Below are 15,689 nucleotides of genomic sequence, written 5' to 3'. Positions count from 1 at the left end.
AAAAGCCGAAGCTTACCTCAAGGCGTCCGGGATCGGCGACGTTGCCTACATGGGCCCAGAGGCAGAATTCTTCCTCTTCGACGATGTTCGTTATTCCAACACAATGAACAAAGTGTCCTTCGAAGTTGACGCAACAGACGCAGCTTGGAACACAGACACAGAGTACGAAATGGGCAACATGGGCCNNCGCCCTGGTGTCAAAGGCGGTTACTTCCCGGTTAACCCAATCGACGAAGCGCAAGACCTGCGCGGCGAGATGCTCTCCACAATGAAGCGTCTTGGCATGAAGGTCGACAAGCATCACCACGAAGTTGCGTCCTGCCAGCACGAGCTTGGCCTGATCTTCGACAGCCTCACAAAGCAAGCTGATGAACTTCAGAAGTACAAATACGTGATCCACAACGTGGCACACGCATACGGCAAGTCCGCGACATTCATGCCAAAGCCGATCTACGGCGATAACGGCACAGGCATGCACGTGAACATGTCCATCTGGAAAGATGGTAAGCCTTTGTTCGCTGGCGACAAATATGCTGACCTGTCTCAAGAAGCGCTTTACTTCATCGGCGGTATCTTGAAGCACGCGAAAGCACTGAACGCCTTCACGAACCCATCTACAAACAGCTACAAGCGTTTGATCCCGGGCTTTGAGGCACCAGTTCTGCGCGCGTACTCTGCACGTAACCGTTCCGGTTGTGTACGTATCCCATGGACAGAAAGCCCGAAAGCGAAGCGCGTCGAGGCTCGTTTCCCTGACCCATCCGCGAACCCATACCTGTGCTTCGCAGCCCTTCTGATGGCTGGCCTTGACGGTATCAAAAACAAGATCGATCCCGGCGAAGCAATGGATAAAAACCTCTATGACCTTCCTGCGGAAGAGCTGGCGGATATCCCAACAGTATGTGGCTCCTTGCGCGAAGCGCTTGAAGAGCTTCAGGCAAACGGCGACTTCCTGCTTGCAGGCGACGTATTCACGAAAGACCAGATCGAGGGCTACGTTGCTCTTAAGATGGAAGAAGTTGAACTCTATGAGCACACGCCACACCCAGTTGAGTATGGCATGTACTACTCCTGCTAAATCGCAGTTGATAATTTCGGATCAGGGCGCTCTTTCGGGCGCCCTTTTTCATTGAACAGTCTGTTTCAATTTGGGCAACGCCGCCACAATCGAGCCGCCTTCGGCATACAAATTCCATTTTGGAAACAAACAGCGCCCCAATTCTCCTGCCATCTAAGCCCCACGAGCAGCAGAGAGATTATTAAAATGACTTATACACCAGATATGAATTCCATGTCGCCGCGCAACAGCGCCTACCAGATTGATCAGCGCGAAATTGAACGTGTTTTGAAAAACCTGATCAGTCGTCAAAGCGGTGGCTATAACGAAGACGCAGCAACGCCGTCCCTCCCCGATGCGTGTCGCAAGACCTCCTTTGAAGGATGGAAACGTGGTCAGCTTGAATTTGCCCGCCGCGTTGCAGAAATAACGGCAGCACATGCCGAGCGCACCAAAGCCAAATTTTGCTGGAAACACCATTCAATCGGGTTGCTGCGGCGCCTTGCTTTGGTGGTCATGGTCGCGAGCATTTTGGCTGTGCAATATATTTAGATAAATTCCCGTTGCCCCCGAGACACGTGACGGTAACATAGCACCCAAATGATTTTGTTTGGGAGAGTTACATGAAACGGTTCTTAGCAGCAGCGGCACTGACTTTAGCTGCAAGTGGTGCACAGGCGGCCACTTGCGGCAACACGTCTTCAGGCTTTAACGCTTGGAAAGCAGCCTTCGCCGCAGAAGCACAGCGCGCAGGCGTTGGACAACGCGGTCTGCAAGCTCTGGCAGGCAGCCAATACGCCAACAAGACGATTGCAGCGGATCGCAATCAAAAGAGCTTTAAATATAGTCTCGAAAAATTCATGAAGGTACGCGGCGCGAGCACAATTGTCTCGCAAGGCCGTCAGCGAAAAGCCAAAAACGCTAATTTTTTCAACGCATTGGAACGCCAATACGGTGTGCCGGCGGGCGTCATCATTGCCATTCATGGTATGGAAACCGGATTTGGTCGCTTTATGGGTGATAGCCGTATCGTGTCGGCGATCACCACCCTTGCCTATGACTGCCGTCGCTCTGCATTCTTTGTGCCCCATGCAATCGGGGCGCTTAAACTCGTTGATAAAGGAGCGATTGACGGCAATACAAAAGGTGCAAAACACGGCGAGCTTGGTCATACCCAGTTTTTACCGGGCAACGCGCTAAAGTACGGTGTTGATGCGAATGGCGACGGGCGTGTGAATTTCTATTCCGAAGCTGATGCGCTGGCCTCTACCGCCAACTTCTTGCGTCAAAAAGGTTGGAAACCAGGCGCTGGCTACCAAGAAGGCCAAACCAACTTCAAGGTCATCAAGCAGTGGAATGCCGCTGGCGTCTATCAAAAAGCCATCGCAATCATGGGCGCGCGCATCGACGGCTAAAATTTCGGCGGAAACCAAGGAACTCAATTTGGTTTCCGCTTCGCTCGACATGAAAAATACAACCCAAAGCGTGTAACCTTTATTTTACACAGCTTCTGACACAATCCAGCCATGTTCCTTAATGATACCTTAAATAAGAAGTTTTTAGGGTCAGACAATCATGGCAAAACGATCTGGTACAACCATTGCAGCAATCATGCTGGCAGACGCGCCTCAGCTCGCAATTGATACGCTTGCAGACGAAGTGCTACGGAGCAAAATTGCTGAACGCGCTGGGGCGCGGTCCGTGTGCTGGGATTGTGAAGATCTTGTTTTTATTGACTTTGATACGCTCCGCATTGCGATTCACGATGTACCTGCGACCGAGCATTCCCCAAGCTTTGTGTGCCTTGCGGTTGGTGCGGTTCCGGGCTGTAAACTCCCCCTGCATATTGATAGCGCCCGTTTGGCGCATGGGCTTGTAAAGCGGCTCTCGCAAATCGTCGTCGCAAACGCAGTGCTTTGGCACGAGGACGCTCGCTCGCTCGGCACGGAGGTTATGGATGATTTTCAGGACGAGCTGGAAAAAATGCTCGACTATCTGGATATGCAAATGGCGCAAGCGAAAGAAGACGCTGTGTTGGAAACATTGCGCGATGTCGCGCCTACAGAAACAGCCGCTAAACCAGCAGTTCCAAAACGTGTCCCGTTGAACCGCCCGATTACGCGCGGCGCGGCGCTCAACGATGAAGCGTCGCTTAAGGCGCTTCGGGCACAATTGCGTGAAAAAGGGATGCAAAAGGAACCGATAAGTACACCGATTCATGCCTCAATTTATCTTATGGCCTGCACCTTTTTCTTCATGGTGCCTGCGATTGGCACGGCTCTGTTTTCCTACATCGCGTTGCGCGACGGGGTAGACAAACCAAAAACGAACCCCTAAATGGGCCTCAGGAGCGCTGCCTCCTGCCGCTTGCGAGGGAAACCTTTTGGTAAATGCAGCACCTACTTTCGACCCGCCCTTTTGACTTACGGTCACAAGATGGTGGCAATGCAAGCACCCCCAATAGCTTCGTGACCCATATTCAAAATGGGACTAAAACAATGTCGAACTTTAACAATGGCACCGCTGTGCCAACACCTGACGCCCTAAAATCGCAAGCGAAACGATTGCGCAGCGCTATGGCGGAAAAACAAACCCCGATCTCTCAAGGCATGGCTCTTGAAGCGATCGCGCGCCAATATGGCTATCGCGATTGGAACACGCTTAGTGCTGCCGCCAAGTCCAACGCACCGCGCGGATGGCACGTGGGACAACGCGTATCTGGTCGCTACTTGGGGCATTTGTTCTCGGGAACCTTGAAAGCTGTGCGCGCAGCGCATGGCGGGTACTGGTATCTTACCGTGGTCTTTGATGAGGCTGTGGATGTGGTCGACTCCGAGGCCTTCAGTTCATTCCGAAAGCAAGTGAATGTGACGCTGAATCCAGAAGGTGTGACCCATGCGAAAACCTCAAACGGGATTCCGCATATGGAACTTCGCGCGACTTAACAAACCTTCCTTGGCGGCTGGTAAATAGCCGCCAAGGCTCTGATTTCAGGGCCAATTCACTGACAAACGCAAGCGCGTTCTGCATCTAGTATGACGCCAGTGTATAGATAGAAAACGCCCTACCCCAAACCAAGTGCTTTTTTGCGGCCTTCCGCCCAACTGTTTATGGTTTGATCAAAACTTAGCGCCATTGCCGAAACACACAGACCCAGAACAAAGTTTTTTCCGAGATCAGTTCCCGCCAGCGTGCGTTGCAGCTCTTGTCCCAAATCTTGGGTGCCGATAAATGCGGCGATGATTACCATGAAAAAGGCGAACATGATCGCTTGGTTAAAGCCAATTGCCATTGTTGGTAGCGCCAGAGGCAGTTGCACATTCATCAGCTTTTGCCTGCGCGTGGCGCCAGCCATATCTGCGGCTTCGATCATTTCAGCAGGGACCGCGCGCAATCCCTCTACGGTGTAGCGCACAAGCGGCACCAAGGTGAAAATCAAAATGGAAAACACAACGGCCACATCGTTGATCCCAAATAACATGATCGCCGGGAGCAAATAGATGAAGCTGGGAAAGGTCTGCGCGGTATCGCAGAACAAGAGAATGCGTTTCGACCATCGCTCGCTGCGCGCCGCCCAAATTGCCAAGGGCAAACCGATGAGCATTGCCAAGGCAACCGCTGACAGAACGGTATAGAGCGTGATAACCGATCTATCCCACCACCCAGTCGATGCCACAAAGACGAAGAAAACAAAGGCATAGATCGCGGTTCTGCGTCCCCCAAGCCAGAGCGAGAACGCTGTGACAAACAAGATGAATGCGCTGGTTGGTATCCAGAGCAAGAAGTTGCGAAACGGTATGAGTATTTGCGTGATCAAGAACCAGCGCAGCCATCCCGTGATCGCTTGAACCGCATCAATATCCAAGAAACCTTTGATGATTTTGTCGATCTCTTTGCCCTTTGAGAAATGCTGCTTTCGCCCGATTTGATCGAAGACCTGTATCTCGCGGCTAATTAGCAAAAAGCCCACAAAGGCCCCAAAGAGGATCAAAAGAAACGCATGGCGTTTCCACCAAGGTGCGTCCCTTTCAAAATGAACAGGTTGCTTCACAACCCAAGCTTTCGAAAGACGATCCAACATCACCGCCAAGAGAACGATCGACACACCGATTTCAAAGGAGCGGCCAAGTTTGAAGGAGTTCATCATCGCCAAAAGCTTGGCCCCCAAACCGGGCATGCCAATAAACGCTGTCAAAACGACCATAGCAAGGCACAGCATAATGACTTGGTTTACCCCGACCAAAAGCTCGGTGCGCGCCGCGGGAATGTAGACCTTTGATAACATTTGCCAACGCGAGCATCCGGACATTTTTCCGGCCTCTACAATCTCAGGGCTGACTTTCTTAAGGCCAAGCGTTGTCATTAAGATCATCGGCGGAATGGCGTAGATGATCGTTGCCATAGCACCTGCGGTTGGCCCTACCTTGAAAAAGATCACCGCAGGCAAAAGATAGGTGAAAAAGGGCAAGGTCTGCAGCACTGACAGCACTGGTTTTAAGAAGGTTTCAAATCGCGGAAACTTCCACGCCGCAATTCCAAGCGCTAAGCCAATAACAAAAGCGACGGGCGCTGCGACGACCAAAACGGACAAGGTCTCCATTGCCAGTTTCCATTGCCCGATCAGAGCCACCCAAACGAACGTGCCGCCGCCCAAGAGAGCCAAGCGCCAGCCGCCCAAGTAATACCCGATGATAGCCGCCACCGCCGCAATTGAGGTCCAAGGAAGCGGACCGAGTTTATAGCCGTTCAGGATCAGCGCATAGACACTTGCCACAGCGAAAAGAATGCATGGCGCGATCCAGCCAAACCGCAATGCGGCGATCAAACAGAGAGCCGCAAAGACAGCAAGAAAGCTCCACATGGCGAGCAATTGGGCTTCGTCACCAATAACAAACGTGAAAGCAATGCCCGAAACCGCGATCGCGACTGCGCTTGCAAGCGCTGCGCTGCGACCATTCAAAAGATAGACAAACGCGCTTCCGAATACGAGCAATTCGAACCAGTCGATTGGGTTAAAAAAGTGAACCCGCGCGCCATAAAACAGATGCGCCATGACCTTCAGTTGGAACTCTAATCGCTCCGAAAAGAAGCGCGTTATCGCGGTCATCCAGTCTCGGTTGTTGTTAAACGCGCGATCAAGGGTTTCTGCATAGCGCGGCACGTGATCTTCAGAAAGGCGATTTAGGAACTCTGGTAAAATGCCAACCAACTTTGCCAAGCAAAACAGTATGGCCAGCGCCAAAAGAGACCACAAAACCGCCCGTTCACTTTTGCCCGATAGGTTTGGCATTTGCATCAATTGTCTCCCAGCAGAACATCCAACGCACGCTGGCGCGGCAAAACGCCAATGATCTTTCCGTGATCATCCGCAACTGCAAAACTCTCACTGGTGTCGCTCACCAATCTGCGAGCCAGATCTTGGATCGTGGCATCGGGAGAAACGGGATCACCTGTTGGCGTCTCGCCACTTGTGGAGTCCATCAAGGTGCGGGCGTGAACAACCCGCGCCTTATCAATCTCTTGGGTGAATTTTCGAACATATTCGGTAGCAGGGTTTAGCACGATTTGATCTGGCGTATCACATTGCTCTATTGCGCCGTCTTTCATGATGGCGATGCGATCCGCGAGGCGCAGGGCTTCATCAAAGTCGTGGGTGACAAAGATAATCGTTTTACCCAACAAATCTTGCAGGCGCAGAAATTCATCCTGCATTTCACGCCTGATCAATGGATCCAGCGCAGAAAACGGTTCGTCCAAAAACCAGATATCAGGCTCAATTGCGAGTGAGCGCGCGATGCCAACACGTTGTTGCTGACCACCAGACAATTCGCGCGGGAAATAGTCTTCGCGCCCTTCAAGGCCAACGAGTTTGATGACCTCCAAGGCACGATCACGACAATCATGTTTGTTTTGCCCCCGCATTTCCAATGGAAAAGCAACATTTTCCAACACCGAGCGATGCGGCAACAGGCCAAAGCTTTGAAAAACCATACCCATTTTGTTGCGGCGCAGCTCAATCAGATCATTTTCGGAAAGGGCCATGATGTCTTGCCCATCGACTTCGATCGTCCCGCCTGTGATGTCATGTAAACGGGACATGCAGCGCAAAAGGGTCGATTTACCAGAGCCAGACAGCCCCATGATCACCAACATTTCACCGCGTTGAACATCAACCGAAACGTCCGCGACACCTGCTATATAACCATCTGCTCTGATATCATCAAAACTGTGATCATTCGTCATTTTCTCGAAGTATTTCCGGGGATTAGTCCCAAATAACTTCCACACATTTCGACAGGAGATCACAGGCGTTTCTGATGACATATTTTCTCTCACTTCAATAGAAACCCCGCCCCCAATTCACTGCGGCGAGGTTTCGTTATCTAGATTGTCTTCAAGTAAACGCTATTGCGTCCACGCCATCCAAACGTCTTTGTTTGCTTCGAGCCATTCAGCGGCCGCCTCTTCAGGCTCCATCTCGTCGATATCTACGAGTTTTGCCATTTCAGCGATCTGTGGGTTGGTGAAGGACACTTTACCCAAGACAGCATACGCCGCTGGCCATTTGTCTTTCATGCCGTCCCAAGCTGCTTTTTTCAGGTAACCCTTGGCTGGGTTGCCACAATCATACAGCGCATCAGGGTTAACGCCGACGCTTGGGTCTTTGTCGCATCCTTCGACCCACTCTGGGAATTCAACGAATTCACCTGGCCAAACCGCCTCTGCAAAATTGGGCGTCCAGTTAAAGACAACAACAGGGCGTTTGTCTTTTTCAGCAGCACCAATTTCAGCCCAAAGCGCCGCGGCAGAGCCCGCATTCACAACGACAAAGTCCATACCCAAGGCTTCAACACGCTCTTTGCCGTGCTTCAACCAATCCACAGGACCGTCCAAGTAGCGACCTTTGTCACCGGTCTCAGCGGTTTTGAACAGGGCAGCACAATCGTTCAGAGCTTCCCAAGACGGCAGACCAGGGCACGCATCTTTGGTCCACATGGGATACCACCAGTCTTCGCGTGTTACAGCGTTATGATCGCCTGCATCGTGCAAACCACCCTTTTCAAGCGCCGCGCGGAAAGAGGCACCAAATGCGCCCTCCCAGACCTCAAGCTCAAGCGTCACATCACCAAGACGCACAGATTCATACACCGCTTGGCTGTCTGTCGTAACAAACTCAACCGCGTTGCCCATGCTTTCGAAAATTTGACCGACAACATGGCTCATCACGATTTGTGAGGACCAATTGTGGATCGGAATAACAATCGGATCGCTACTATCTTCCGCGTAGGCCGATATGGGCAGCGCCATCATCGCGGTTGTTGCTAGTGCTAATGCAAACTTCTTCATTTTAGTCTCCAAGTTGGTAAGCGGTCGTTGCCGCAAGCGAGCTGGTGGTTTTCCACCTTTTGGAACTTTTTTGACAGATTGTCGCAATCACCTTGCTGGTTTTTTCCTAACAATCAAGTTTTTTCATTCTCAGGGAAGTTTTGTGGGTATTTTCTGTGCAGTAGGAAAGCTGCCGCCAAAAGAATATGCGGCGGGGTTTCTTGCTCAGGCGATGCTGGGTTTCCAAGGCAAAAGCTGCGCTTGATCGGCGACTACCGATCTCAAACAGATCGATCGCGCTGCGATTTGTTCATCGCATACAGGGTCGCTAAAGTGCGCGAGCAAGCTGAAAAGCGCCAGCCACACTCACCGTCCGTGCGGCAAAAGAAATGTCAAAGCAATTGGCGCACCCAGCAGGATTCGAACCTGCGGCCTCTGCCTTCGGAGGGCAGCGCTCTATCCAGCTGAGCTATGGGTGCCTATGAAAGGCGGTATAACTTTGCCGCCTCTGCCCCGCAACGTTAAAAGTCGAGGGTTAACCGAAGAGATCGTGAGCAAGTTCCAGCGCATCAATCAACGCATCAACTTCCGCGCGCGTGTTATACATCGCAAAGGAGGCACGGCAGGTGGCGTTTTCATCAAGAAACTCCATCAATGGCCCCGTGCAATGCTGCCCTGCCCGTACAGCGACGCCCTTTTTATCAAGGATCGTCGAAATGTCGTGTGCATGGGCCGCGCCTTCCATCGTAAAGCTGAAAATCGCCCCCTTCGAGGCCGAATTCCCCTGCACGGTAAGCCAGTTCAGCCCGTGCAAACGCTCTTGTGCGTAATCGCGCAAATCGCTCTCGTGGGCGGCAATCGCCTCCATCCCGATATCCATCATATATTCAAGCGCAACACCAAGGCCGATCATCTGAACAATGCCCGGCGTGCCTGCTTCGAACATCATCGGCGGATCGTTGTAGCTCACGGCGTCTTTCGTCACTTCGCGGATCATATCGCCACCGCCAATAAAGGGGCGCATCTCGGCCATACGTTCTTTTTTCATAAAGATCGCGCCTGACCCTGACGGACCATAAAGCTTGTGGCCGGTAATTGCGTAGAAATCACAGCCAATGTCATCGACATTTACCGGCATGTGAACCGCCGCCTGCGAGCCATCGACAAGCACGGCAATTCCGCGCTGATGGGCCGCTTCGGTGATCGTTTTAACATCCACAACCGTGCCAAGCACATTGGACATCTGGGTGACGGCCACCAGCTTGGTACGCGGGCCCATCGCGGCGATTACGGTGTCAGGGTCAAGATCGCCATTCGCGTCCACATCTACCCATTTAATCACAACGCCCTGCCGCTCTCGAAGGAAATGCCAAGGAACGATGTTTGCGTGATGCTCCATCACCGACAAGATGATCTCGTCGCCCTCTTGCAAGTTGGGCATGGCCCACCCGTAAGCAACCGTGTTGATCCCCTCGGTGGTGCCAGAGTTGAAAACAATCTGCTCTTGATCCGCAACGTTCAGGAACTTGGCAATCGTGCCGCGCACCGCCTCGTATTTGTCCGTTGCGAGGTTGCTTAAGAAATGCAGCCCGCGATGAACGTTGGCGTATTCTTCCGCATATGCACGGGTGATCGCGTCAATCACCACCTGCGGTTTTTGCGCAGATGCCCCGTTGTCGAGGTAAACCAAGGGTTTGCCATTCACTTCGCGAGAAAGGATCGGAAAATCGGCGCGGATCGCCTCTACATCAAACATAAGGAGTAAGTCCCAAATTTTGCACGCCGAAAAAACTCAGCAGAATTGCCAATCCTAGCATAATCCCAAGCGCTGCAAGAACGAGCGCGCCGAAGCTAGAGAACAGGCTGTCAAACTCATGAACAACATCGATAAACTGAAGCAGTATCCACATCCCATAGAACGTCGCGCCAAGCACAAGAAGCGCCACCAGACCCGGAATTATTGGCAGCAGAAGCACAGTCGCCAATTGCACCGCAAAACGTAGATATTGCAGCCAAATCAACAAGGTCATCACACCTTCTAGCCGTGCTTTGCCGCCGATGAAACGCCCTGCATAAGTGATTGAAAATACACTCATAACAAGGCCAGCGCCGATAAGAACGGCGAAAATGATCGGCGATGAGAAGAACACTGGCATGGGGCCAGGCGGCGGGGCTAGAACCAAGGAAATTTGATACGCAATGGTATTCAAGACCACCGCAAGCGCCAAGGCAATCCAAAGCGTGCGGCGCTCGATCTGAAGCTGTAAAAGTTCAGCTGCGACCTTGCGCGGCTCGCTCACCGTTCGCACTGCGAGATTTAGAAATGTGTTCAGCATCAGTTGGAACTTTCCGCTTCAATCAGCCCTGAGAGCCAAAACCAGATGAACACCGCAAACCACAAGAAACCTACCATTTGCAAGCCAGCACCCGGCCCAATCATCCCTTCGATCAACCCGTTGAGTAGCATCAAAGGGCTCGATGCCAAAAGCGCCCAAAACAGTGCAATGCGCGCACCGTACCAGTCACCCTGCCCGCGCAGCGCTTTGGCAACGATATGCGAAAGCGCTGCAATCGCATAAAGCGCCAAAGGCGCAACAAAAAGCAACGCCATAAGCGCGCCGCCAAGCAGCATGTTCAAGTCATCGCCCGTCATATGCGCTTGTCGCGCAAGTGCAGGCCAACGGGCAACAAAGGCGATTAAACACCCTGCCATAAGGATCATAAGCGCGCGATCTTCACGTTGGCCCATTCCTAGAATCCGCGCATAGGCTCTGCGCGGACCCTTGTAGGTCGCCACGATGTCAGACGAAACGGGCATTAGCTGCGTCTACGCGCAAGCCACTCGCCTAGGCGCGTGTTGATGGCTTCGGCCAGATCGGGATCTTCGATTTCTTCCACGGCTTCGGCAAGGAAAGATAGCGTCAACATATCTGTCGCCTCTCCCTTTGGAACACCGCGCGAGCGAAGATAGAACAATGCATCCTCATCAATCGCACCGGACGTCGAACCATGCGAGCAAGCCACATCATCCGCATAGATTTCCAGCTCGGGCTTGGCGAGAAACTGGCTGTCGTCATCCAGCAAAAGCGATTGACTGATTTGATAGCCATCGGTTTTCTGCGCGCCTTCTTTAACAAGGATCTTGCCTTGGAAAACGCCAGTCGCACCATTGCGCAGAACTTTCTTGAAGACCTGACGACTTTCGCAATTCACCGCATCATGCGTGATGAATACGGTATCGTCGTGATGAAAGTCACCGTCGCCAAGTGCTGCACCAGCTACATGGGCCTGCGCATCATCGCCTGTCAGCTCAATAACGCATTCATTGCGCGTCATGACGCCATTGGCTGTAAGCGTGAAGCTCTTGAACACAGACTCTGTGCCAAGGCGCGCAAACATATGCGTTGCGGCGCGGCGCTCATGATCGCGGCCCTGCGCTCGAACGTGATGGAACTTTGCCCCATCCGCGATCTCGATTTCCATGCATTTGTTAAAACGTGCCGCAGCTGGGCCATTCTCAAGCAGGGTCACTTCCGCGCCCTTATCAAGCTTGACGACATGGTGTAGGATCGCATCGGAAGTTGTTGAAATATGGCGATAAATCACATTGATCGGTTTACTTACCTTACCCGTCACATGGATCAACACACCATCGGTTGCAAAGGCACTGTTCAAGGCCGCAAGTGGACGCTCAACTGGCGATTGGCCCGCAGCTTCCAAAACGCCATACAGGCTCTGCGCCCAATGAATATCAGCATTTGCCTGTGCCAAACGCTCGATTTGAATGCCTTCTAGCGACAAATCATCCGAGCTTTCCGCATCAAATACACCATCAACAAACACGATTTTGAGACGATCAATCGCGTCAAACATCGCCGCTTCGCCGGTTTCAAAAATGGCGGCTTCTGGCACATTTGGCTGAACCAATGTGTCAGGGCGCGTGTATTTCCAATATTCATCCCGGCGCGAAGGTAGCCCCATCGCCTGAACCCGCGCTAACGCATCGCTTCGCGCAGCCGCGCTCCAACCGTCTTGCGGTAGATCAAGCGTCGCAAGACGCTCGTCTGTCGCGTCAATTTTTACTTGTGCAACAGCCATTTAAGCCACCTCAGCCAGAATGTCGGCGTAACCGTTTTGCTCAACTTCAAGTGCAAGCTCAGGGCCGCCGGTTTTCACAATGCGGCCATCTGCCATGATATGAACCACGTCTGGTTTGATGTGATCCAGAAGGCGCTGGTAGTGGGTAATCACAAGGAAGCCCCGACCTTCAGAGCGAAGCGCGTTCACGCCTTCCGCCACCAGTTTCATCGCATCAACGTCCAGACCAGAGTCAGTTTCGTCCAAAATGCACATTTTTGGCTCAAGCATCGCCATTTGCAGGATCTCGTTACGCTTTTTCTCACCGCCAGAGAAGCCAACGTTCACAGGGCGTTTGAGCATGTCCGCATCGATCTTGAGCGATTTTGCACGTTCGCGAACAACCTTGAGAAACTCTGAGGCGCTCATTTCTTCTTCGCCGCGCGCTTTGCGCTGGGAGTTCACCGCAGTGCGTAGGAACGTCATGTTGCCAACGCCCGGGATTTCCACAGGGTATTGGAACGCAAGGAACAGACCCAAAGCGGCGCGCTCGTCTGGCTCCATCTCCAGCAGGTCTTCCCCGTCCAAATCGGCGCTGCCGTTCGTGACTTCATAGCCGTCTTTGCCCGAGAGCACATAAGACAAGGTGGACTTGCCAGAGCCGTTCGGCCCCATGATTGCGTGAACTTTGCCAGCCTCGACCGTCAGATCGACGCCCTTGAGGATTTGCTTGTCTTCTTCTTCAAGAGAGACGTGCAGGTTCTTGATATTCAACATTTTTGTCATCCTCGGTCAGATAGGTTTCGCGGCCCTAGTAAGGGTCCTGCATGAGAGTGATGATCTCCAGCAGATGATCTGCGGGGATCGGCATCGGGGTTATTTCAAACTCAGCCATGCGGCCAACAAGGCGCGGTGCGCCAACGATTTTTTCAATGGCGTGATAGCTCGAGCGACGTGCATAGTCATCCACCAAAACGCGCGTGGTTTTCTTGCATTTAAAGGCGGTCGCCAGCACACAGCCTGCACGAAAGCGTCCATCGGCAAAAACCACATCAGGATGTGGAACGCCTTCGAGCGACCAGATATCTAGTGGATATTTGGCATAGGACGTCCAATGCGAGTCATCCGCTGGGCGTCCCCAAGCTCTGGTTTTACCGATGTTGGCCCAAATGATGTCTGGTGCGCTTTTGCAGGGATTTTGAGCAAACCAATCTTGCAAGCTTTTCACCCAAAACTGATCAGTTTCAATGGAGGTTATCGTTTTTCCATCCATCTCTGCGGCCATTACTGTCGAGCCACCAACACCATATTCCAAGATAACATCTGCCCGTTCGTAAGCCGCGCGCAAATGCGCGGCCTCACCGTCAGGCATTGTCAACTCGGGACGTGGTATGCTGGCCGCGACGTTCATCAGTCCGTGATCACCGCCGTGCCGGAGGCAGAAACCATCAACATGGAATTGCCAACGACTTCGTAATCGAGATCAACGCCGACCACAGCCGTCGCGCCAAGGGCGCTCGCACGCTCTTCCAGCTCGCGCAGCGCGGTGTCGCGTGCATCTTGGAGCTTGCTCTCATACGCGCCAGAGCGGCCACCGACGATATCGGTGATGGAGGCAAACACATCACGCACCACATTCGCGCCCATGATCGCCTCGCCCACAACGATGCCCTTGTAGGACAGGATTTTGTGGCCTTCGATGGAGTTGGTAGTTGTGATGATCATGTTCTAGGCTTTCAGAATCACATATTTTGCTAGCTTCATGCCCTTCCGAATTTCGGTACCATATGAAGCTTTTCCAGTCGCAGATTCTGCAATTAAATTAATGTCCTGCCCATGCAGTTCGTCGGAAAATTCAATCCCAAAGAGATGAATTTCCAACGCTTTACCACGACTAGGTTCGGCACTGTAACGCTCTGTCAGAATTGCAACGAGATCACCATGTGTCATCCAACCGACCCCTCCAATGAAATCGCCACCAACTGCTGCGCTTCCATCGCGAATTCCATGGGCAGCGCTTGCAGCACGTCCTTACAGAAGCCGTTCACGACCAAGGCCACCGCGTCCTCTTCGCCGATACCGCGTTGGCGGCAGTAGAAGAGTTGCTCATCGTCCACTTTGGACGTCGTCGCCTCGTGCTCAACGCGAGCCGAGTTATTCTTCACCTCGATATAAGGCACCGTATGCGCGCCGCATTTATCGCCGATCAGAAGGCTGTCACACTGGGTGAAGTTCCGCCCGTTTTTCGCCTTCGGGTGCATGGAGACAAGACCACGGTAGGTGTTCTGCGCTTTACCCGCTGAAATCCCTTTGGAGACGATCCGGCTCTTGGTGTCTTTGCCAAGGTGGATCATCTTCGTGCCAGTGTCGGCCTGCTGGTAGTTGTTGGCGATGGCGATGGAGTAAAACTCGCCTTGGCTCTCGTTCCCGCGCAGAATGCAAGACGGGTATTTCCACGTCACAGCAGAGCCGGTTTCAACTTGGGTCCACATGATCTTCGCACGATCGCCGCGGCAATCGGCGCGTTTGGTGACGAAGTTATAGATACCGCCCTTGCCGTTCTCATCCCCGGGGAACCAGTTCTGAACGGTGGAGTATTTCACTTCCGCATCTTCTTCGATGATGATCTCAACCACGGCTGCGTGTAGCTGGGACTGATCGCGCTGCGGAGCCGTACAGCCTTCCAAGTAGCTGACATAGCTGCCTTTATCGGCGATGATCAATGTGCGCTCGAACTGGCCTGTGTTCTCCGCGTTGATGCGGAAATAGGTGGACAGCTCCATCGGGCAACGCACACCCGGCGGGATGTACACGAAAGAGCCATCAGAGAAGACAGCCGAGTTCAGCGTCGCATAGTAGTTGTCAGAGACAGGAACCACGGTGCCGAGGTATTTCTTCACCAGCTCAGGGTGATCCTTGATCGCCTCGGAGATCGAGCAGAAGATCACGCCTGCCTTTTTCAGCTCGTCTTGGAAGGTCGTGCCAACAGAAACGGAATCGAACACCGCGTCCACAGCCACTTTGCGCGGTGCGTTCACATCGATATTTTCCGCGCCTTCAACACCTGCAAGGATCATTTGCTCCTTGAGAGGGATGCCCAGCTTTTCATAGGTGGCAAGCAGTTTTGGATCGACTTCATCCAAGGACTTCGGCTTCACTTCCATGCTCTTTGGACGCGCATAGTAATACTGGTCCTGAAAATCGATCTCGGGGTAATCGACCATCGCCC

17 protein-coding genes, 1 tRNA gene and 1 pseudogene are annotated in these 15,689 nt (G+C 52.7%); 6 read left to right on the top strand and 13 right to left on the bottom strand.

What is annotated here, in order from left to right; all coding sequences use genetic code 11:
* The 6 genes and pseudogenes from glnA (ACRBCU_RS18765) to ACRBCU_RS18740 form a co-directional block, all read left to right on the top strand.
* Positions 1-185 (top strand): annotated as a pseudogene (glnA, locus tag ACRBCU_RS18765) (glutamine synthetase); the annotation flags it as partial.
* Between the two features lie 2 nt (positions 186-187).
* Positions 188-1,078 (top strand): type I glutamate--ammonia ligase (gene glnA, locus ACRBCU_RS18760; protein WP_431366924.1); only part of this gene is annotated, 891 nt, incomplete at its 5' end.
* 186 nt (positions 1,079-1,264) lie between these two features.
* On the top strand, positions 1,265-1,609 hold the full coding sequence (locus ACRBCU_RS18755; RefSeq protein WP_431366923.1) for a hypothetical protein: 345 nt from the start codon (positions 1,265-1,267) through the stop codon (positions 1,607-1,609).
* Between the two features lie 71 nt (positions 1,610-1,680).
* Complete coding sequence (locus tag ACRBCU_RS18750; RefSeq protein WP_431366922.1) at positions 1,681-2,472, top strand: lytic murein transglycosylase; 792 nt, start codon at positions 1,681-1,683, stop codon at positions 2,470-2,472.
* 160 nt (positions 2,473-2,632) lie between these two features.
* Complete coding sequence (locus tag ACRBCU_RS18745) at positions 2,633-3,394, top strand: hypothetical protein (RefSeq protein WP_431366921.1); 762 nt, start codon at positions 2,633-2,635, stop codon at positions 3,392-3,394.
* 161 nt (positions 3,395-3,555) lie between these two features.
* Positions 3,556-4,002 carry a glyoxalase superfamily protein gene (locus ACRBCU_RS18740; protein WP_431366920.1) on the top strand — a complete coding sequence of 149 codons (447 nt, stop codon included), beginning with the start codon at positions 3,556-3,558 and terminating at the stop codon, positions 4,000-4,002.
* A gap of 119 nt (positions 4,003-4,121) precedes the next feature.
* On the opposite strand, the gene ACRBCU_RS18735 is transcribed toward ACRBCU_RS18740, so the two are convergent.
* The 13 genes from ACRBCU_RS18735 to sufB all read right to left on the bottom strand — a co-directional run.
* Complete coding sequence (locus ACRBCU_RS18735; protein WP_431366919.1) at positions 4,122-6,353, bottom strand: ABC transporter permease; 2,232 nt, start codon at positions 6,351-6,353, stop codon at positions 4,122-4,124.
* Complete coding sequence (locus tag ACRBCU_RS18730; protein WP_431366918.1) at positions 6,353-7,381, bottom strand: quaternary amine ABC transporter ATP-binding protein; 1,029 nt, start codon at positions 7,379-7,381, stop codon at positions 6,353-6,355. Before ACRBCU_RS18730 ends, ACRBCU_RS18735 begins: the two co-directional genes overlap by 1 nt.
* An 81-nt stretch (positions 7,382-7,462) precedes the next feature.
* Positions 7,463-8,404, bottom strand: coding sequence for an ABC transporter substrate-binding protein (locus ACRBCU_RS18725; RefSeq protein ID WP_431366917.1), 942 nt, complete (start codon positions 8,402-8,404; stop codon positions 7,463-7,465).
* Between the two features lie 381 nt (positions 8,405-8,785).
* Positions 8,786-8,862, bottom strand: a tRNA-Arg gene (locus ACRBCU_RS18720).
* A 56-nt stretch (positions 8,863-8,918) separates the two neighbouring features.
* Positions 8,919-10,139: a cysteine desulfurase gene (locus ACRBCU_RS18715; RefSeq protein ID WP_431366916.1), complete on the bottom strand. Its 1,221-nt coding sequence runs from the start codon at positions 10,137-10,139 to the stop codon at positions 8,919-8,921.
* Positions 10,132-10,719: a YIP1 family protein gene (locus ACRBCU_RS18710; RefSeq protein WP_431366915.1), complete on the bottom strand. Its 588-nt coding sequence runs from the start codon at positions 10,717-10,719 to the stop codon at positions 10,132-10,134. The genes ACRBCU_RS18715 and ACRBCU_RS18710 overlap by 8 nt, the downstream gene beginning before the upstream one ends.
* Complete coding sequence (locus ACRBCU_RS18705) at positions 10,719-11,201, bottom strand: YIP1 family protein (protein ID WP_431366914.1); 483 nt, start codon at positions 11,199-11,201, stop codon at positions 10,719-10,721. Before ACRBCU_RS18705 ends, ACRBCU_RS18710 begins: the two co-directional genes overlap by 1 nt.
* Positions 11,201-12,481, bottom strand: coding sequence for a Fe-S cluster assembly protein SufD (sufD, locus tag ACRBCU_RS18700; RefSeq protein WP_431366913.1), 1,281 nt, complete (start codon positions 12,479-12,481; stop codon positions 11,201-11,203). The genes ACRBCU_RS18705 and sufD overlap by 1 nt, the downstream gene beginning before the upstream one ends.
* Complete coding sequence (gene sufC, locus ACRBCU_RS18695) at positions 12,482-13,237, bottom strand: Fe-S cluster assembly ATPase SufC (RefSeq protein ID WP_431366912.1); 756 nt, start codon at positions 13,235-13,237, stop codon at positions 12,482-12,484.
* Positions 13,238-13,271: 34 nt separating this feature from the next.
* On the bottom strand, positions 13,272-13,832 hold the full coding sequence (locus ACRBCU_RS18690) for a hypothetical protein (RefSeq protein ID WP_431366911.1): 561 nt from the start codon (positions 13,830-13,832) through the stop codon (positions 13,272-13,274).
* Between the two features lie 38 nt (positions 13,833-13,870).
* Complete coding sequence (locus tag ACRBCU_RS18685; protein ID WP_431366910.1) at positions 13,871-14,185, bottom strand: heavy metal-binding domain-containing protein; 315 nt, start codon at positions 14,183-14,185, stop codon at positions 13,871-13,873.
* A gap of 3 nt (positions 14,186-14,188) precedes the next feature.
* Positions 14,189-14,410 carry an HTH-like domain-containing protein gene (locus tag ACRBCU_RS18680; protein ID WP_431366909.1) on the bottom strand — a complete coding sequence of 74 codons (222 nt, stop codon included), beginning with the start codon at positions 14,408-14,410 and terminating at the stop codon, positions 14,189-14,191.
* Positions 14,407-15,689, bottom strand: a 1,283-nt coding sequence (gene sufB / locus ACRBCU_RS18675) for a Fe-S cluster assembly protein SufB (RefSeq protein ID WP_431366908.1), incomplete at its 5' end; no start/stop codon positions are given. The genes sufB and ACRBCU_RS18680, both read right to left, overlap by 4 nt.

Origin of the sequence: Planktotalea sp., assembly GCF_050633725.1 — a bacterium.
Lineage (GTDB): Bacteria > Pseudomonadota > Alphaproteobacteria > Rhodobacterales > Rhodobacteraceae > Planktotalea.
Note: the sequence above shows the minus strand (reverse complement) of the source record. Positions and strands in the feature narration are given on the sequence as shown.